At 64.5% G+C, this 19,453-nt stretch carries 16 protein-coding genes; 9 read left to right on the top strand and 7 right to left on the bottom strand.

The genetic code is table 11. The features are described 5' to 3' along the window. Positions 1–18 precede the first annotated feature (18 nt). The 3 genes from N826_RS07600 to N826_RS07590 are packed head-to-tail and all read right to left on the bottom strand — an operon-like array spanning position 19 to position 3,876. A complete protein-coding gene (locus tag N826_RS07600) occupies positions 19–2,319 on the bottom strand; it encodes a xanthine dehydrogenase family protein molybdopterin-binding subunit (RefSeq protein ID WP_044427252.1) in 2,301 nt (766 codons plus the stop codon). 10 nt (positions 2,320–2,329) lie between these two features. Next, positions 2,330–3,346 carry an FAD binding domain-containing protein gene (locus N826_RS07595; protein ID WP_044427250.1) on the bottom strand — a complete coding sequence of 339 codons (1,017 nt, stop codon included), beginning with the start codon at positions 3,344–3,346 and terminating at the stop codon, positions 2,330–2,332. Next, a complete protein-coding gene (locus N826_RS07590; protein ID WP_147040234.1) occupies positions 3,343–3,876 on the bottom strand; it encodes a (2Fe-2S)-binding protein in 534 nt (177 codons plus the stop codon). Before N826_RS07590 ends, N826_RS07595 begins: the two co-directional genes overlap by 4 nt. Before the next feature lie 234 nt (positions 3,877–4,110). On the opposite strand from N826_RS07590, the gene N826_RS07585 reads away from it, so the two are divergent. Continuing rightward, positions 4,111–5,580 carry a phospholipase D-like domain-containing protein gene (locus N826_RS07585; protein WP_084720573.1) on the top strand — a complete coding sequence of 490 codons (1,470 nt, stop codon included), beginning with the start codon at positions 4,111–4,113 and terminating at the stop codon, positions 5,578–5,580. Here N826_RS07585 and N826_RS07580 read toward each other — a convergent pair. Together N826_RS07580 and N826_RS07575 are read right to left on the bottom strand one after the other, a co-directional pair. After that, positions 5,577–7,565, bottom strand: a complete 1,989-nt coding sequence (locus tag N826_RS07580; RefSeq protein ID WP_044427248.1) for a putative bifunctional diguanylate cyclase/phosphodiesterase — start codon at positions 7,563–7,565, stop codon at positions 5,577–5,579. The two genes, N826_RS07585 and N826_RS07580, sit on opposite strands and share 4 nt — an antisense overlap. 28 nt (positions 7,566–7,593) lie before the next feature. Next, positions 7,594–8,130, bottom strand: coding sequence for a heme NO-binding domain-containing protein (locus N826_RS07575; RefSeq protein ID WP_044427246.1), 537 nt, complete (start codon positions 8,128–8,130; stop codon positions 7,594–7,596). A 214-nt stretch (positions 8,131–8,344) separates the two neighbouring features. Here N826_RS07575 and N826_RS07570 point away from each other — a divergent pair, with 214 nt between their 5' ends. From N826_RS07570 to N826_RS39750, 8 genes are all read left to right on the top strand, one after another. Next, positions 8,345–9,055, top strand: a complete 711-nt coding sequence (locus N826_RS07570; protein WP_044427244.1) for a transcriptional regulator NanR — start codon at positions 8,345–8,347, stop codon at positions 9,053–9,055. A 131-nt stretch (positions 9,056–9,186) separates the two neighbouring features. Beyond that, a complete protein-coding gene (locus tag N826_RS07565; RefSeq protein ID WP_052830908.1) occupies positions 9,187–10,188 on the top strand; it encodes a sugar ABC transporter substrate-binding protein in 1,002 nt (333 codons plus the stop codon). 8 nt (positions 10,189–10,196) lie between these two features. Next, complete coding sequence (locus N826_RS07560) at positions 10,197–11,225, top strand: ABC transporter permease (protein WP_052830907.1); 1,029 nt, start codon at positions 10,197–10,199, stop codon at positions 11,223–11,225. Between the two features lie 27 nt (positions 11,226–11,252). Further along, a complete protein-coding gene (locus tag N826_RS07555) occupies positions 11,253–12,797 on the top strand; it encodes a sugar ABC transporter ATP-binding protein (RefSeq protein ID WP_044427243.1) in 1,545 nt (514 codons plus the stop codon). A gap of 1 nt (position 12,798) precedes the next feature. Further along, positions 12,799–13,779, top strand: a complete 981-nt coding sequence (locus N826_RS07550) for an ABC transporter permease (protein ID WP_052830906.1) — start codon at positions 12,799–12,801, stop codon at positions 13,777–13,779. After that, positions 13,776–14,855, top strand: a complete 1,080-nt coding sequence (locus tag N826_RS07545) for a Gfo/Idh/MocA family protein (RefSeq protein ID WP_044427242.1) — start codon at positions 13,776–13,778, stop codon at positions 14,853–14,855. Before N826_RS07550 ends, N826_RS07545 begins: the two co-directional genes overlap by 4 nt. Positions 14,856–15,170: 315 nt before the next feature. Continuing rightward, the gene (locus tag N826_RS07540; RefSeq protein WP_244619458.1) at positions 15,171–15,503 is read left to right on the top strand and encodes a HigA family addiction module antitoxin; all 333 of its coding nucleotides are present in this window, start codon (positions 15,171–15,173) and stop codon (positions 15,501–15,503) included. Between the two features lie 79 nt (positions 15,504–15,582). Beyond that, positions 15,583–16,029: a hypothetical protein gene (locus N826_RS39750; protein WP_147040232.1), complete on the top strand. Its 447-nt coding sequence runs from the start codon at positions 15,583–15,585 to the stop codon at positions 16,027–16,029. A 749-nt stretch (positions 16,030–16,778) separates the two neighbouring features. Here the strand turns inward: N826_RS39750 and N826_RS07530 are convergent. After that, positions 16,779–16,973 (bottom strand): hypothetical protein, encoded by a 195-nt coding sequence (locus tag N826_RS07530; protein WP_044427240.1) that lies wholly within the window; start codon positions 16,971–16,973, stop codon positions 16,779–16,781. Positions 16,974–17,627: 654 nt separating this feature from the next. Continuing rightward, the gene (locus N826_RS07525) at positions 17,628–19,328 is read right to left on the bottom strand and encodes a sensor domain-containing diguanylate cyclase (protein WP_052830904.1); all 1,701 of its coding nucleotides are present in this window, start codon (positions 19,326–19,328) and stop codon (positions 17,628–17,630) included. Positions 19,329–19,453 lie beyond the last annotated feature (125 nt).

The raw sequence follows: 19,453 nt of genomic DNA, 5'->3' as shown, positions 1-19,453 counted from the left end.
ATCCACCTCAGGCGATCCTCACTCCGCCGCCTGCGCCGGAGTCTTGTCCTCGCCCGCCCCCATCACCTTGTCGATCGTGATCGGCAGGTGCCGGATACGCCGGCCGGTGGCGTGGAAGATGGCGTTGGCAATGGCCGCCGCCGTACCGACGATGCCGATCTCGCCCAGGCCCTTGACGCCGATCGGGCTCGCCTTGTCGTCCTGCTCGTCGACGAAGATCACGTCGATGTCGTGGACGTCGGCATTGGCCGGGATGTGGTACTCGGCGATGTTGTGGTTCATGAAGCGGCCCAGCTTCTTGTCCATCAGGCTCTCCTCGTGGAGCGCCATGCCGATGCCGAACACCACGCCGCCCAGGATCTGGCTGCGGGCGGTCTTAAGATTGAGGATCTTGCCGGCGGCCACCGCATCGACGATCCGTGTCACGCGGATGACGCCAAGCTCCTCGTCCACCCGGACCTCGGCGAAGATCGCGGAGTGGGTGTAGCCGGAATACTTCTTCTTGGTTTCCGGATCGGGAGCCGTGGTTTCCTCCGCCGAGATCTCGCGCTCTCCGGTGGCGGCCATGGCATCCGCCAGCGTCACGAACCGGGACGGATCGCCGGATACGGAAATCCTGCCGTTCTCGAAGACGACGCGGTCGATGCCGAAATTGGCGAGCGGTGAGCCCTCCACCTTGCGGGCATGGTTGAACAGCTTCTCCCGGACCTTATGGCAGGCGGCCTTGACGGCGGTACCGGTCGAAGCAGCCGCCCAGGAACCACCCTCGACCGGCGCTTTCGGTAGCGAGGAGTCGCCGATCTTGACCGTGACGTCGTCGATGGGAATACCCAGTTCGTCCGCCGCGATCTGCGCCATGATGGTGTAGGTGCCGGTGCCGATATCGGCGGTGGCAGCAGCCACCTCCAGCTTACCGCCGGCCGTAAGCGTGGCCCGAGCGCTGGTCTCCTGCATCATCGCTTCCCAGACGCCGGTCGCCATGCCCCAGCCGATCAGCTCGCGGCCTTCCCGCATCGACCGCGGCTCGGCGCTCCGCTTCGACCAGCCGAAGCGCTCGGCGCCCTGCCGGTAGCAGGCGCGCAGCTCTTTGCTGCTGAACGGCTTGTCCTCGTTCTGGTCCTTCTCGGCGTAGTTCTTCAGCCGCAGCTCGACCGGATCGACGCCGGTCGCATAAGCCAGCTCGTCCATCGCCGCTTCCAGGGCATAGACGCCCAGGGTAGCACCGGGAGCGCGCATGTCGCCCGGCGTGTAGACGTTCATCTTGGCGATTTCGTAGGTCAGCTTGGTGTTGGCGCAATCGTAAAGCAGGCCCGACCAGTTGACGACGACTTCCTGATAGTCCTCGAAGGTAGACGTCTCCGCGACGGCGTCGTGGCGGATCGCCTGAAGCTTGCCGTCCTTGTCAGCGCCGATGCCGAGCGTCTGGATCGTGTCGGGACGGTGCGTAAAGGTAAACATCTGGTCGCGCGTCAGCACGACTCGCACCGACCGCTTCAGCTCCATCGCCGCCATCACGGCCAGGAAGAGCTGGTATTGGGGACGCAAGCCCGAACCGAACGCCCCGCCGACGAAGGGCGATATCACCCGGACGTCGTCCTTTTTCAGCCCGAAGATGCCGGTGACGTAGTTCTGGGAGTTCTGGACACCCTGGGTCTTGTCGTAGACGGTCATCTTGCCGTCATCGTGCCAGACCACTGTCGTCGCATGCGGCTCCATCGGGTTGTGGTGCTCGACCGCGACCCGATACTCGTTCTCGAACTTGACCGGCGCCTTGGCGAAAGCCGCATCGGCATCGCCGCGCGGCGGCGGCGGCGGTGCTATGCCGGATCGCTTCTCCTTCGGCTCGTAGGAGGACGAACGCTCGGCTTCCAGGTCCGTCTTGTGCGGCTTGGTCTCGTACTCGATATGCACCAGCGTCGCGGCATGGCGCGCCAGCTCGAAGGTCTCGGCGACGACCAGGGCGATGGGCTGGCCGGCATAGGCGATCTTTTCGTCGCCCAGGGGCCTCATGGGAGAGCCGGGAGGGGCTGTCTGGTCCTGGTACTTCTTGTCGTCCGACGCGATCTTGGGCCGGTTCTTGTACGTGAAGACCTTGATGACGCCCGGCACCGCCTCGGCTGCCGAAGCATCAATCCGAGTGATTTTCCCATGGGTGATCTCGGACGAAACCACATAGCCGTATGTGAGGCCCGGTGTCGGGAACTCGCCGGCGTATTTGGCGCCGCCGGTCACCTTCAGGCGTCCGTCGATCCGGCGCTGCGCCGTCCCGACATAGCGGCCGGCGCGCTTGCCGTCCAGATTGGTGATGTTGCTGGTCATGCCTATGGCCTCACTTGATGCGCTTGTCGGTCTGGGTCTGCGGCGTGCCCGCGGCTGCCTGCGACAGCGCCCGGACAATGGCCCGGCGCGCCAGATCGATCTTGAAGTCGTTATGGCCGAAGCCCCGCGCGTCGCGCAGGATGTGGTCCGCGACCGGCTTGAACGAGGCTTCCTCGGCCGGCTTGCCGCGCAGCATGTCTTCCGCCGTGGTATCGCGCCAGGGCTTGTGGGCGACGCCGCCCAAGGCCATCCGGGCTTCCGCGATCTTGCCGCCGTCGATCTTCAGCGCTGCGGCGACGGAGACCAGCGCGAAGGCATAGGACAGCCGGTCGCGCAGCTTCAGATAGCTGTAGTTCTTCGAGAAATCCTCGTCCGGCAGCTCGACCGCGACGATCAGTTCCTGCGGCCCCAGATTGGTGTCGCGCTCCGGCTGGTCGCCCGGCAGCCGGTGGAAATCGGCCATCGCGATGACCCGCTCGCCCGACGGACCCGCGACATGGACCTTGGCGTTCAGCGCCGCCAGCCCGACGCACATGTCGGACGGATGGGTCGCGATGCACTTGGAACTGGTGCCCAGGATGGCATGGATGCGGTTGACGCCCTCGATGGCGGAGCAGCCGCTGCCCGGCTCCCGCTTGTTGCACGGCGTCGCCGTGTCGTAGAAGTACAGGCAGCGGGTCCGCTGGAGCAGGTTGCCGCCGGTGGACGCCATGTTGCGGAGCTGGGGCGAGGCACCGGCCAGGATCGCGTCCGACAGCAGCGGATATCTCGCCTGCACCTGATCGTCGTAGGCCAGATCGGAATTTGGGACCAGAGCCCCGATCCGCAGGCCTCCGCCATCGGCCTTGTCGATGGTGGTCAGCGGCAGGCGGGTGATATCGACCAGCCGGGTCGGCCGCTCGACATTGTACTTCATCAGGTCGATCAGGTTGGTGCCGCCGGCGATGAACCGGGCGGACGGATCGGACCCGACTTCGCGGACGGCTTCGGCGACATCGGTCGGACGGGCATAGGAGAACCGGTTCATTCCGCGGCCTCCTTGATCCGTGCGCCATCCGATTCGATCACCTGTTCGATCGCTGTGACGATGTTGACGTAGCAGCCGCAGCGGCACAGGTTGCCGCTCATCATTTCACGGATCTCTTCCGCCGAATGCGCCCTGCCCTCCTTGATCAAGCCCACGGCTGAACAGATCTGCCCGGGCGTACAGTAGCCGCATTGAAAGGCGTCATGCTCGATGAAGGCGTCCTGCATCGGGTGCAACTCGTCGCCCTGTGACAGGCCTTCGACGGTGGTGATGCTCGCGCCGTCCTTCATGACGGCCAGCGTCAGGCAGGAGTTGACACGGCGATCGTCGATCAGCACCGTACAGGCACCGCATTGGCCGTGGTCGCAGCCCTTCTTGGTGCCTGTCAGGTCGAGTTCGTCCCGCAGCAGATCCAGGAGGCTGGTCCAGGGCTCCACCGTCAGGTGCCGAACTTCGCCGTTGATCGTCAGGGTGATAGGGATCGCTTGCGCGGCCCCAGTGTTCGGACCGGGCTTCAAGATGGAGTTCAAAACGAACCTCCTAACAACTTCGATTGATCGGGACGAGGCGACCGCCTGGGTCTTCCGGAGGACCGGGACGCGCCTTCATGCCGTCGTTAACTATTTCGAGGCTCGGGAGTTCCAGCTTCGGGATGAGAAGCGCAACCCGAGCGGCCGGCGGGTGTTTCTCCCGTCGGCACCGACCCGAACGGTCCATGCCCGAACGGTTCACGCCCGAACCGCTCGTCCGCACAGACAGATGACATGAAGCCGGCACCGACCTTGACAAGGACCAACGTCCTCCATGCCGCGACCCGCAAGGAGCGGTCGCTCGACCAGATGCTGGCAAGCCAGGCGCTCTCCAGGGTGACGGGCGCCTCGGCGGTTCCGGGCAACAGCCTGACCTTGCTGAAGAACGGCGCCGAGAACTATCCGGCATGGCTGGAAGCGATCCAGTCGGCGGAAAGCTCCGTCCAGTTCGAGAACTACATCATCTACAACGACGCGACCGGCCGGACCTTCGTGGACCTGCTGGCGGAGCGCGCCCGCGCCGGCGTCCGCATCCATTTCCTCTACGACTGGCTCGGCTGCTTCCGGAAGACTTCGCGCCAGATGCTCCGGACGCTGGCCCAGGCCGGCGTCCAGATCCGCTGCTTCAATCCGCCCGGGTTCGAGAGCCCGCTCGGCTGGCTGAGCCGCAACCATCGCAAGACGCTGATGGTGGACGGAAGGATCGGCTTCGTCTCCGGCCTGTGCATCGGAGATGCCTGGATGGGCGACCCGACGGGCAAGCGGAAGCCCTGGCGGGATACAGGCGTCATGATCGAAGGCCCCGTCCTGAACGACCTGGAATCGGCCTTCCGCCATAGCTGGAACGCCGCCGGCCCGGCGCTGGAGCGCCTGGAAGCCCCCATCCCGCGCCATACCCGCCCGACCACCGGCGACGTGTCGATCCGGCTGATCGAGGGCCAGCCGTCTGAGATGGGCGTCTACCGCCTGGACCTGCTGATCGCAGCCGGCGTGCAGGACCGGCTGTGGCTGACCGACGCCTATTTCGTCGGCACCACCGCCTATATCCAGGCGCTGGGAGAAGCCGCCCGCGACGGTGTCGATGTCCGCCTGCTGGTCCCCGGCATCAGCGACATCCCGATCACCCAGGCGCTGTCCCGCGCCAGCTACCGCCCCCTGCTGGAAGCCGGCGTCCGCATCTTCGAGTGGAACGGCCCGATGCTCCACGCTAAGACGGCGGTCGCCGACGGTCATTGGGCACGCGTCGGCTCGACCAACCTCAACATCGCCAGCTGGATCGGCAACTGGGAACTGGACGTTGCGATCGAGGACAGCTCCTTTGCCGAGGCGATGGAGAGCATGTACCTGGAAGACTTGAACCAATCGACCGAAGTCGTCCTGGACGTCAAGCACCGCCCGCAATCCGTCACCGTCACCCCGCGCAGCCCCGGCGCCCGGCGCCAGAAGAAGCAGAGCACCGCCCGGATGGCGGCAGGCGGCCTTGGCATCGGCAACACGGTCGGCGCAGCATTGACCAACCGCCGCGCGGTGGGCCGCGCTGAGGCCGGAGTGCTGGCCGGAGCCGGCGCCATCCTGCTGACCCTGGCGATCCTGGCCGCCTTCTTCCCCCGCCTGATCGCCGTGCCGATCACCCTACTGGCATTGCTGGTCGGCGGCGGCCTGCTGGTCCGCGCCTGGAAACTGCGGCATCCGGGAGGAGCCTAGACTCCGGCCCAGTGCGTCGGCCCTTTGAGCAGTTTCACGACATCCGCCGGGTCCATCGGCTTGGAGAAGAAATAGCCTTGACCATAGTCGCAGCCAAGCGACTGCAACTGCTCGATCTGGCCGGCGACTTCGGCGCCTTCGGCGACCACGTGCATGCCTAGGTTGCGGGCGAGGTTCATGATGGTGTTGACGATCTGGAAGCTCTCGGCGCTCTTGTCCATCGCCGAGACGAAGGAGCGGTCGATCTTGAGGACGTCCAGAGGCAGGCGGTGCAGGTAGCTGAGCGAGGAATAGCCGGTGCCGAAATCGTCGATGCTGAGCCGGATGCCGAGGTCCTTCAACTGGGACAGCATGCTGACTTCACGGTCGGCGTCGCCGATGGTGACGCTCTCGGTGATCTCCAGCCGGACGGTCTGCGGATCGATGCCGGTTTCGGCGATGATACGGCGAACCTGGGCCACGAGGTCGGGTTCGGCGAACTGGCGGGGGGAGATGTTGACACTGATGGTCAGCGGGGTCTCGCGCGGGAATTCCCGCTGCCAGCGCCGGGTGGCCATGCAGGCTTCGCGCAGGATCCAGAAGCCCAGCGCCACGATCAGGCCGGTGTCCTCGACGATGCCGATGAAATCGCCGGGATAGACCATGCTGCCGTCGGGGCGGCGCCAGCGGACCAGCGCTTCGAACCCGACGACCTCCAGGCTTTCGAGCGAGACGATCGGCTGGTAGTGCAGCAGGAATTCGCCATTGACCATCGCCCGGCGCAGGTCGGCTTCCAGGGTAAGGCGGGTCATCGCGGAGCGGTGCATCTCGCGGTGGAACATCTCCGTCCGCGACTTGCCCAGCGTCTTCGCCCGGTACATCGCCAAGTCGGCGTCGCGCAGGACGTCTTCGGCATAGGCATAGGGCGTGGTGCTGAGCGAGATGCCGATGCTGGCGCTGGTGTGGATTTCCTGCCCGTCTATGGTGAAGGGACGGCGCAGGCTTTCCTGGACGCGGTGCGAGAAGCGGACGGCGTCGCTGGGATCGCCGATGTCGGTCAGCAGGATCGCGAACTCGTCGCCGCCAATCCGGGCCAGCAGTCCGTCGGTGCCGGACATCGCGGAAAGCTCTTCCTGATGGAGGGCGGCGGTCAGCCGCTCCGCGACTTCCACGATCATGCGGTCGCCCGCCAGATGGCCGAGGCTGTCATTGACCACCTTGAACCGGTCGAGATCGATGAAGAGCACCGCGAAGTGGACGCCTCGGTTCAACTTGCGCCGGGCGATCGCCAAGCCGAGGCGGTCGAGGAACAGCGATCGGTTGGGCAGGTCCGTCAGCGCGTCGTGGGAGGCATCGTGGATCAGGCGCTCTTCCGCCCGGCGGCGCTCGATCACGCGGCCGAGCTGGACACCGATCTGGGACATCAGACCGAGCAGCGCCTCGTCCTGTTCGATCGTGCTGTAGGCGAAGAACTCCAGGACGGCGGCGACGTCTTCGCCGACCAGCACGGGAAAGGCGAAGCCGGCCTTGATCCCGCAGGCCAGCGCCGGGCGGCGGCGCGGGAAGTTGCCTTCCTCGGGAGCGTTGAAGAACCAGTGCGGCTTCGCGCTGGCCATCACCTCGCCGGGGAGGCCGACACCGGAGGGAAATGCCGAGTCTTCCGTCGCCCGCTGGAACCCGGCGATGCGGTCGGGGTCGGCGGCGTGCCAGATCGCGGCGGACCGCAGCGCGGGCTCGGCGGAGTCCTGGTCGAGCAGCAGGGCATGGCCAACCGGCCAGTCCATGAAACCGCAGATTTCCGTCAAGGTCGATTGGAGGACGTCGCGGACGGAGCGGGAGCTGTTGGCGATGGTGGCGACCTTTTCCAGCAGCTTGAGCTGTTTCTTCCGCTGGTAGAGGTCGCGCAGGCCGCGTTCCGCGATGGCTTCTGCTTCCTGGCGCGCGATGCGCTCCCGCTCCAGCCGCCGCCTCAGCTTCGCGATCTCCGGCGGTTCTTCCCTGGTCATGACTGGCGCCACTTGAAGCTGTACTCCATCACGCGGCGGTCATGCGGATGACGCAGTGGCGGTCGCCGTGAGCCATGCAGTGCGGATGGTCGAGGCGGATGTTTTCCCGGTAGTGGTCGGCGGCGCCCTCGATGAAGCCGTGTGCGAGGTCGCACAACCGGCGGGGGGAGTTGTAGCCGATCAGCAGGGCGCCGTCGGGCGCGTCGTCGAAATGGAAGTGCGGGCAATGGGCGCCGGCGTAGAGCTTGTGGACTTCCGGATGGATGATGCTGTTGAGGCTGGTCAGGAACGACCGCGTCGAGGTATGCGGGGCGAAGAAGGCGGAATAGCGCTCAGCCAGCAGGGGCATCGCCTGACGGCCGAACCAGCGCAGCACGTCGGCGGGCGGCAGTGAGAGGGCCGATGAGGCCGCTCCGACCAGCTTCGACATGTCAGAATCGGGGTAGCTGCCGAGAGAAGTATAGGCGCCGGAAAGTTCAGCGGCGTCGAGCAGATCGTCCCAGACGCTGTCGCCGTAGTGTCTGCCAACCACCTCCTCAAGCAGATTGAATACAATGCCCTTCATTTCTTCCCCGAAATTAGACGTAAAACGAAGATCACATCGTTTCAGCCATTCGAGGTGAGAACAGTAAATAAACATTAAAAACTATACTATGGCTAATAGTATAGTCACGAAGGGATAACCCTGGAAAAGCGGATATAGGATTCCGCCTTGAGCTTTGGGAGCACTGGAGCGATCATTATGCCAGTTCCCATGAAGAAGCCGATCAGAGCCTGATATGACCGTTACCGATCCGATCCCGCGCCGCAAGCTGTCTCAGGAAGTGCTGGATCGCCTGCTGTCCCGCATCACCAGCGGAGAATACGCCGCCGGCGACCAGCTTCCGTCGGAACGGCAGCTCATGGAGATGTTCCAAGTCGGCCGTCCCGCGATCCGCGAGGCGATGCAGACGCTTTCCCATATGGGTCTGGTCTCCATCACCCATGGCGAGCGGGCACGGGTCACGCCGATCACCGCCGCCAAGGTGATGGGCCAAGTCGGAGAGAGCGCCAAGCACTTCCTCGCCACCGCCCCGGAGAACCTGGAGCACCTGAAGGAAGCCCGCGTCTTCTTCGAGGTCGGCATGGTCCGGCTTGCCACCGAGCGGGCGAGCGATGCCGATATCGCGCGGCTGGAGCGGCGGCTTCAGGAACACCGCGACGCCCTGACCGACCTGTCCGGCTTCCTCGCCCGCGACATGGCGTTCCACCGCGAGATCGCAGCGATTTCCGGCAACCCGATCTACGCCGCCGTGGCGCAGGCGATGTTCGACTGGCTGGCGGTCTACCATGTCAGCCTGCTGCGGGCGCCGGGGGCCGAGCAGATCACGATCGACGAGCACGAACGGATCTTCAACGGCATCGCCAAGCGCGACACCGAGGAAGCGGCCGCCGCCATGTCCGACCACCTGAAACGGGCAAGCAGCCTGTACCGGCAGTTCGAGAAATAACGGGACGCCGGTAGGCCGGCGGTCCCCTTCCCTACCCTCCATTTTGCCGTTGTCGGGTCCGCCCCAACTGGTATGATGAGTGTATAAGCAAACCAAGCGGCACAAGCCGCGGGCAGGGAGGAAACATCATCATGAAGCTCACGAGGCGGCAGTTCACGCTGGCTACCCTGATGGCGGCCGGCACGGCCGGCTTGCCGGTCTACGTCAAGGCGCAGGGCAAGAAGACCATCGCCGTGCTGTTCGACGGTCTCTACTCCCCGTTCTGGGTAGCAGGCCTCGACGTCATCAAGCAGGACCTGACCAAGCGCGGCTACGAGATGGTCCAGGCGATCTCCGACAAGGACGACAACCGCCAGTTCGAGCAGGTCCGGGCCATGCTGGCGCGGAAGGTCGACGGCATCATCATCGTCCAGACCGACAGCAACGCGGTCATTCCGGCGATCAAGGCGGCCAATGACGCCCGCGTGCCGATGGTTCACTTCAACCGCCCGCCCGCCAAGACCGACGCGTTTTCCGTCGCGGTGGTCGCCGACAACCGCAGCATCACGAATGCCACCGTCGAGCACATGGTCAAGGTCGCCAAGGAGAAGGGCGGCAAGTACAAGGCCGCTATTCTGATCGGCAATCTGGGCGACCCCAACGCGATCGGCCGGCGCGACGGCTTCTTCGACGTGGTCGACAAGAACAAGGACATCATCGACGTCGTCGCCCGCATCCCGACGGAGTGGAACGCCGACGTGGCCTTCGCCGGGCTGACCAACGCTTTCCAGGCGAACCCCGACATCAACTTCCTCTTCACGTCATCCGACTTCCTGTTCCCGCAGATCGTACAGGTTCTCAAGACCAGGAACAAGTTCCAACCGATAGGACATAAAGACCATATCATCTTCGGCGGCTTCGACGGCGACGCGATGGCCTATGAGCTGCTGAAGGACAAGTACCTGGATGCCGACGGCGTGCAGGACCTGTTCAAGGAAGCCGAACTGGCGGTCAACGCCATCGTGGACTTGCAGGAGGGCAAGACGGTCGAGCGGGTGCTGCTGGACCCCGGCTTCGCGATCCATCAGGCCAATCTGGAGCAGGCGCGCGACCGCATGTGGGGCTATTCGATCTACAAGCAGAAGAACGGCTGAATCCGGCCATGACGGCTACCAGCCTGGAAACCGAGGCCCGGTCTTCGGGGATGCGGCGCTTCGTGCGCCGCGTCCTGTTCTCCGAATATCTGGTCCTGTGGCTCAGCGTCCTCTACTTCCTGGCGGTGCTGCCGTTCGTGCCGCAAATGGCCTCGGTCGAGGTGCTGCGGAACATCCTGTCGGACATGCTGCCCTTGCTGGTGGTCGCGATCGGCCAGACCTTCGTGCTGATCGTCGCCGGCATTGACCTGTCGGTGACCTCGATCATCGCGATGGCGAGCGTGGTCGGGGCCAGCGTCATGACGGGGGACGGCGGCTATCTGGCGGGGTCGCCGCTGGCGGTCCCCGCCGCGATGCTTGCCATGGTGACGGTCGGGCTGGCGATCGGAGCGTTCAACGGCTTCTGCATCACCCGGCTGGGCATGCCGCCGTTCATCGTCACGCTGACGACGATGATGTTCTTCTCCGGCGCCGCTATCTGGTTCACGACGTTCCACACCACGACCAGCAGCATCGCCAACCTGCCGCACGGCTTCGTCGTGCTGGGACAGGGCAATATCGGGGGCGTTCCCAACTCCCTCTGGGTCGTGCTGGCGGTAGGAATTCTGGCCCATATCGTGCTGGCTCGGACGGTGCTGGGCCGCCGGCTTTATGCCTGCGGGCAGAACCGGCGCGCGGCGGCCGTTTCCGGCGTCCCGGTACGCAAGGTGATCGCGGCGGCGTTCCTGATCTCCGGAGCCTGCGCCGCCGTGGCGTCGATCCTCTATACCGGGAGGCTCCAGACCGGCACGCCGATCCTGGGGCAGACGATCCTGCTGGACATCATCGGCGCCGTGGTGATCGGCGGCACCAGCCTGTTCGGCGGCAAGGGCAAGGTGGTGTGGACGGTGTTCGGCGTGCTGTTCCTGGTGCTGATCGACACCAGCCTGAAGATGCTGGGGCTGTCGCTGTTCTCGGTCTTTGCGATCAAGGGCGCGGTGATCCTTCTGGCCGCCGTGATCGACGCCGTCCGCACCCGCTTCGCCGCCAGGATTTAGTACATCCCTATAGAGGAGGCCCGATCCATGGCCCTGCTCGAATGCGAGAACCTTCGCAAAAGCTTCTTCGGCGTCGAGGTCCTGCACGGCGTCTCGTTCTCGCTCGACCGTGGCCGGGTGCTGGGGCTGGTGGGGGAGAACGGCTCCGGCAAATCGACCACCATGAACATACTGGGAGGCGTGCTGCCGCGCGACGGCGGGCGCATCCGGCTTGAGGGGGCGGAGTTCGATCCGCGCGGCCCCAAGGACGCGCTGGCCGGCGGCATCGCGTTCATCCACCAGGAACTGAACCTGTTTGAGAACCTGTCGATCGAGGAAAACCTGTTCATCACGGGCTTTCCCCGGCTGGGCGGCGCCCTGCCCTTTATCAACCGCGGACGGATGCGCCGCCGGGCGCGGGAGTTGCTGGAACAGGTCGATATCCGCCACCCGCCCGGCACGCCGGTCGGCAGTCTCAGCCAGGGCGAGCGGCAGCTTGTCGAGATCGCCAAGGCGCTGAGCGTCGATGCCAAGGTGATCATCTTCGACGAGCCGACGACATCCCTGACGCGGCGGGAGGCCGACCGGCTGTTCGGCATCATCGAGCGTCTGCGCCGGCGCGGCATCGCGATGATCTATATCAGCCACGTGCTGGCCGACGTCACCCGGATCTGCGACGACATCACCGTGCTGCGGGACGGTGCGGTGGTCGGCGGCGGTCCCGCCGCCCAGATGCCGACGGAGCGCATGATATCGCTGATGGTCGGGCGGACGCTGGACCAGCTTTTCCCGGAACGGACCTGCACCCCGACCGCAACGCCGGTGCTGGAGGTGCGGGGCGTCAGCCAGCCCGGCGTCGTCCACGAGATCGACCTGACGCTGCATGCCGGCGAGGTGCTGGGCATCGCCGGCCTGATGGGAGCGGGGCGGAGCGAGCTTGCCCGCATCCTGTTCGGCCTGGACAGCTTCCACGGCGGGACCATCGCGGTGGACGGCACCGTCATCGAGAAACCGAGCCCGCGCACCTGCATGGAGCACGGCATGGCCTTCCTGACGGAGGACCGGCGCGGCGAAGGGCTGATGATGCATGCGACCATCACCGACAACATAGCGCTGGCCTCGCTGGACGAATACGCCTCCCCCTGGGCGAGGTTCATCGAGCGGACGCGGCTGGGCGACGAGGTTGGGCGGATCGGTCAGAAGGTCAGGCTGCGGGCGGCGGACCCGGTTGCGGCCCTGGCGCGCAGCCTGAGCGGCGGCAACCAGCAGAAGGTGGTGTTGGCGAAATGGCTGCTGCGCAACCCCAAGGTCTTCATCCTGGACGAACCGACGCGCGGGATCGATGTCGGCGCCAAGTTCGAGATCTACAAGATCATCGATACGCTGGTGGCGGGCGGCGCCGGGGTGCTGATGATCTCCTCCGAGATGGAGGAGCTGATGGGGCTGTGCGACCGCATCCTTGTGATGAACCACGGCGAGATCCAGGCGGAGTATTCGCGCGGGGAGTTCGACAGCGGGCGCATCCTGGAGGCCGCGATGAAACGAAAAACTTCCGCCGCTGCTCCTGGCGCTATCGCGGAAAAGGTGGCGTGACATGAATACCGTCCGTCTTCGTCTGGCCCTGCTGCGGAATGCGCCGGTCGCCCTGTTCGTCGTCGTTCTGGCGGTGTTCGGGTCGCTGTCGGACCGGTTTCTGGACGTGCAGAACTTCACCAACATCCTGATCCAGGCGTCGCATATCGCGATCCTCGGTATCGGCATGACCTTCGTCCTGTTGACCGCCGGGATCGATCTGTCGGTCGGCGCCGTCATGTATTTGTCGGTGGCGCTGCTCGGCATCTACCTTGCCGATGCCTCGCCGATCCTGGCCGTGCCCGCCATGATGGCGGTGGGGGCGCTGTTCGGGCTGGTCAATGCCTTCTTCGTGGTCCGGCTGCGGGTGGCGGCCTTCATCGTGACGCTGGCGACCTTGTTCATCGGGCGCGGGCTGGCGCTGTGGGTGACCGAAACCCGCATGGTCTTCTACAAGGACCAGATCCTGTCGCTGGCGAGGGCCGAATTCCTGGGCGTGCCTTGGGCGATCTGGGTCTTCGCGATCGTCTTCGCGGTGGCCTGGATCGTCCTGAACCACACCCCGTTCGGCCGGCAGGTCTATGCGGTGGGCGAGAACCCCGATGCGGCGGCCAAGGCCGGGATCAACGTGCCGCTGGTGCTGACCACCGTCTACGCCGTGTCGGGAGCCTGCGCCGGAATCGCGGGCTTCGTGTCGATCACCCAGGTAGGCGCCGCCGCGTCCTCCTTCGCGATGGAGAAGGAGTTTGCCGCCGTCGCGGCATCGGTGCTGGGAGGCGTCAGCCTGTTCGGCGGGCGCGGGGGAGTGGCCGGGACCGTGTTCGGCGCCGTGCTGATCCAGACGGTGCAGAACGGCTTGGTGATCGTCAACGCCGATCCGTACATCTACCCGCTGGTCACCAGCTCGATCATTTTCGTGGCGGTCTTCGTGGACAGCCAGCGCTCCCGCATCCTGGAGCGACTGGGCCGCCGCCGCATCCGCATCGAGGAGAGACCCGTATGACGACGACTTCATCCGATACGCCCCGCTATGCGCGGAAGACCGGCAAACTGCGCGGCACGCTGATCGGCTGCGGCTTCTTCGCCGAGAACCACCTGAACGCCTGGACCAGCATGCGCGACACGCCGCTGGAGGGCGTCGAGCTGGTGGCGGTGTGCGACCGCGACCTTGCCAAGGCGGAGGCCGCCGCCCGGCGCTTCGGCATCCCGCGCGCTTACGCCGATGCCGAGACCATGCTGGCGGAGCAGAAACCCGACTTCGTGGACATCGCGACGACGCTGCCATCGCACCGGCCCCTGGTGGAACTGGCGGCGCGGCATGGCGTGCCCGCGATCTGCCAGAAGCCGTTCGCTGAGAGCCTGGAGGACGCGCAGGCCATGGTGCGGGCCTGCGCCGACGCCGGCGTGCAGCTTATGGTCCACGAAAACTTCCGCTGGCAGCACCCGCTGCTGGCGGTGAAACAGGTGCTGGACGAGGGCTGGGCCGGGAAGCCCTTCTATGGCCGCGTCCAGTTCCGCCACGGCTTCGACATCATCACCAACCAGCCCTATCTGGCGGAGGACGAGCGCTACATCATCATGGATGTCGGCCTGCACCTGCTGGATGTGGCGCGCTTCCTGTTCGGCGAGGCGGGGCGGCTTTACTGCCGGACGGCGCGGATCGACCCCAGGGTGCGCGGCGAGGATACCGCGACCATGCTGGTGGACTTCCACAGCGGCGTTACCTGCGTCGTGGAGCTTTCCACCGCGACCCGGACGGAACCGGAGCCCTTCCCCGAGTGTCTGGTGCGGATCGAGGGCACGGACGGAACGGTGGAGCTTGAGCAGGGCTACCGCCTTGTGCTGAGCCGTCCGGGCCACCGGGAGGTCCGGCCGGTCGATGCCGAACTGCTGCCGTGGGCGAGCCTGCCCTGGCATGTGGTGCAGGACAGCGTGCTGGCGATCCAGCGCCACTGGGTCGATTGCCTGCGGGAGGGCCGCGAGCCGGATACGTCGGGGGCGGATAACTTGGCGACGCTGGAACTGACCTTCGGGGCGTACCGGTCGGCGGAGCGGGGACAGGCTGAGGTGTTCGGCTGAGGCGATGTTGACATCCCCTACCCGTATGTGAATGTACGCAGATGTCATCACGGACACGGTTCGGTTGCGCGGCGGGACGGGCATGGGGGAGCTTCATGGTCGGTGGCGGAGACGGAGCTGTCGGGCTTGATGGGGCTGAGTATATCCTAAAATGCTGATTACAGAAAGACTATATTCCTTGTAGGTGTGGCGTTGGCGGCGTCGCGGCTGATCCGCTCGGGAGTTGCCCCGTGGAGCGTTGCGGCGTCGCATGGACGCGTTCTGCCGGCGTGTGCTACCTGACGTCTGCTGCCGTGCAGGCAGGCGCGGCAGTGGATGCGGGAGTTGAAGATGCCTTTTCCGGCGGACGACGGTCTTCCACCGATCCATCCCGGCGAGATCCTAGGTGACGACTTGGAAGCCCTGGATCTGAGTGCTGGTCAGTTTGCCGCACATATCGGTGTGCCGCTGGACGCTGTGACCGAAATCCTGAGGGGAGAGCGCCGCGTGACCGCTCCCATGACGCTTCGGTTCGGTAAGGCTTTCGGCACCGATCCACGGTACTGGACCGATCTTCAGAGCCTTTATGAGATCAAGAAGGCTCAAGCTGAAGTTGGCGACGCGCTCTCGGCAATCACCCCGCTACCGTATCATGGCGTAGCTGCTTAATCGGCTAATCGCAAACCGCCGATTGGACGAAAACTGATCAATGCCGGAGGGATAATGCAAGACTGGAGAACTCTGTACGATGAATGAGCAAGCTCAACCATCAATCGGACCACATGAGGGAAGGGAACTTGACCTCATGCTAACGGAGAAAAAGCCGTTGGCATTGTTCTACGCTATAGAGAGCGAAACGTGGATCTTGCCAGAGGAAGAGTTCGACTGTCACGTCGCGTTGGGGAAAATCGTCAAAGCTGATTTCCTGTTCAAGCCGACCAGCCCGGCGGCGCCGGCGGTGAAGTGTGTGCTCTACGCCCTGCCAAGCGAGACGGCACGTGTACCTGAAGCCGCCGAAATCCTACGGACCGTTTTCGAAGAACTGACCGCTCCTACGGACGACCAGGAGCGAGCGCTGGAGCGCCTGCTTGGATACACGGAAGACGATATCGCATTGTTTCTGAGCCGGGGTTCCAACCTGCCGATTCCCGAACTACCCACAGCAAATGAGTCTCTGGCCAGCTCATCAACATAGGTCCACCTGTCATCACTTTTGGACGAACGGCATCATTACGAAGGCAGTGACCCCTCACGAACCATATGGGCGAGAAAACTCAGAGTCATTCATCAACAACGTAGTTGCAAGAAACGTGGTCAGACCACCTTTATCCAGATGAAGTGTCGGCCGACATCGACGCACCGGCTTCTCGCTTGCTGCTTCGTTCTACACCGACCTACCGCTGCTACGGCTGTGGCTTTCCGGATGTCGCTGGCCCTTCGATGGCATTCTGCACGTCCGTCGGAGTGGCATAACTGCTATAGGCCCGATATGCGACGATCAGCAACCCCAGGAATATGGGAGCGAGCAGGGCCGTGCCGAGAGCCAGCAGACCTTCGCCAGATGTTGCTTCCTTTGGAAACTTCGGCGAGCGTGGCTTTGTTATGCGCCTCGATCGCTCCAAGGGTGGATTGCTGAACCGCGTCCTGCCGCTCGGCTTCGATGCGGCCCTCCAGCAAGTCGAGGGCCGCTTCCCCGAATAGCTGAAGCGCCTTGTCCTCCAGCCCTTGGAAATATCTCTCCGTCAGGTTCTTCCGGATGTGAGCGTCGATCTCATCCTATGCCGGATGCCGGTCGCCATCAGCGACCTGCTTGGCGATCCAGTCTTCCAGTTCGGCCCAGAACAGTCCATACGCGATGATTCCGGGCACATCGCGTGTCGTGCCGTCGTCGCTTACCTTAATGAGGCGGCGGTAGACTTCGTGAACGTTTTAATGCAAGGGAAGTTACTTCTTGGCAGTCTGACTGTTGGAAAGCACGCGCTTGCCGGCTGAGCGCAAGGCATGCCGAGCTTCGTTCTTGTCCACGCGAACGTAGGATTTCCCACGGGAGATATGCACGATTTCGACGCCGCCCCTGCGAGCGCTACGCCCCAAGCGGATTTCGTTGGCCAGTTCTGACTTGCTGTTCTCGCGGCTCATGTCGTGTGCTCCTCACCATGACTTTAACACGTCCACCACGCGATTGGCTGTTCGGAACCTATGAAATCAGTCTTGCGAACAGGGCCAATCGGCAGTCGGCATCAACGCGCCAGCTTGTCAGGTGCCGCTTCGCTCTACGCCGATCTACGAGAAGCAGAAGCGGCAACACCGATCGGTCAGGTATCGCTGAACGCGGCATGAAGCGCTTCTGCCACCGGGACAGCATGCCGCAGCATGCAAGTTCCCGTGTTTAGTTGAGGGGGTTCCCCCTATTCTCCCCTCCGTCGGGTGGAGCAGACAGGCTACTCCACCGCGACACACAAGAGGAGGGAGTGTCCATTGTTCAAGTGGACCATCCGCTTCCGCTGGAAGGGACAGACGATCGAGATTGAAATCGAGATCGGCCTGAACCTCTAACGGAGCTATCGGGAGGGGTGTTGACGCACCCCTCCCAACTCCTTCCAGTTTATTCAAACTCGCTGGGTTTGTGAAGTGCCTGATTACGGACGCGTGGGGCGGAATGTCGCTGCTCTGTGCAGCGTGCCATTCCGGACAGCGGTGCTGACCTGTGAGGACAGTGTTTGTTGGGCCATGGCCCAACACTCCCGAGGTGCCAGTCAAACTCTTCGGCTCCTGGAATTAATTGGAGGCCGCTTACGGGAAAGCCGCAAGCCCAAGCGTCCTCCCGCTGCACCCCGTTGCCACCTGCGCCCCGGCGTCGAGCAATCCCGCTTCCAGGTCCGCAAAGGCGACCGCGCGGTTCTTGCCCAAGCGCTTGGCGGCGTAGAGCGCCCGGTCGGCGCGCTCCAGCACGTCAGGCAGGGTGGCGCCGTGGTTGGGCCACTCGGCGAAGCCGATGCTGCATCCGACCCGGACAGCCCGGCCGGCAATGACTATCGGTTCGCCGACCGCCGCGATCAGGCGCTGGGTGATTTCGTCCATCCGCGCCGGCATGCCGCTGGCCGCCGGAACGATGATCGCGGCGAATTCGTCGCCGCCCAGCCGCGCCACCAGGTCTTCGCCGCGCAGGCAGGAAGCCAAGCGCACGGCGACCTGCCGCAGCACGATGTCGCCGGCCTGATGACCCAGTGTGTCGTTGACCGACTTGAAGCCGTCCAAATCCATGTACAGGACGGTGAAGATCCCCCGGCCCGGCCGGTTCGACAGGGACTCGGCGTATTGCTCCAGGAATCGACGGTTCGGCAGGGCGGTCAGCCGGTCCTGATAGGCCGCGTCCTCCATCCGCGCCAGGGCGGCCTTGGAACTGGTCAGCGCCCCGATCAGCGCGCGGAGCGACTGGGACAGGTCCTCGACCTCGGCGACGCCGCCGAGTGCCGGGATCTCGACGCCGGGTTCGCCGTCGCGCAGGCGCTTGGCGGCGCTGGCGATGGCGCTGAGGGGGCGGGTTATCCAACCGGCGGCGATCCAGGCCAGGATGCTGAAGACCACGGCGAAGATGCCGCCGTAGATCAGGATGTCCTCGCGCAGCAACTCGGCCGGCGCGAAGGCGACGTCGACCGGCTGCCGGGCCAGAACCGTCCAGCCCAGCCCCTGATAGTCGCCATGACCGGAGCCGAACGCCACTCCGGTCAGGTAGGACTTGCCGTCAGGCCATTCCTCCACACCCCAGCCGCGATGCCTACCCCGGGCCAAGCGGATGCTCTCCAGGTCGAGCTTGCCGCCGAAGCTCCCTTCGGGTCCCAGAAGCACCGTGCCGTTCGCTCCGACGATCAACGCCTCCAGACCGGGACGCCCCTTCATCGATTCGAGCAGCGAGCGCTGGATCGCCCTTGCCCATTCCCATGAAAAATGGGAGGCGAGGGTGCCGACGACGGTGCCCTGCTCGTCCTTGAGCGGCGCCGAGACATCGACGAACTTCATCGGCTCACCGGAGGGATTGGGCAGCATCTTGGCGAGCAGCACGGCGTCATGGACATCGCCGATGAACAGGCCCTTCAGTCCCTCGACATAGACCGGACGCGCAGAGGCATCGACACCGATCAGGATGCCGTCGCTGGCGGCGACGATCCTGCCCGCGAAATCCATGACCCCGACCCAGGCCACCGTCGGGTCCCTGGCCTTGAGCTCGTCCACCACCTTCTGCGCGACCGCCGGATCGCGCACGGCGGGGATCTTGGACAGGACGCTGACCTGATTGGCTCTGGCCCACATGTCGGTATCGAGCTTATCCACCATCTGGTGAGCGACTTCGGACAGCGAGCGGCCGATCTCCTGCTCGATCTGCCGGCGCGACCGTTCGCTGGTCGCCTGTGCCATCAGCCCGGCCATGCCGACGACCAAGGCGGCGCTGACGAAAGCGACCAGACCGCGAAACCCCTTCCGCTTCCACACCATAGACCAGCTATCCAATCCAAGAACCATCGGCTTGCTAAACCGGGTTACTACTTTAGGATTTGATAGTCAAGCAAGGCGATTGGTTAGCGGTTCGTTGCGAATGCTTCCCATAACGAAATAAATCG

The sequence above is a fragment of the Skermanella aerolata KACC 11604 genome, from assembly GCF_000936425.1.
In the GTDB taxonomy this organism is placed as follows: domain Bacteria; phylum Pseudomonadota; class Alphaproteobacteria; order Azospirillales; family Azospirillaceae; genus Skermanella; species Skermanella aerolata.
This window is presented reverse-complemented; position numbering and strand designations above follow the sequence as displayed.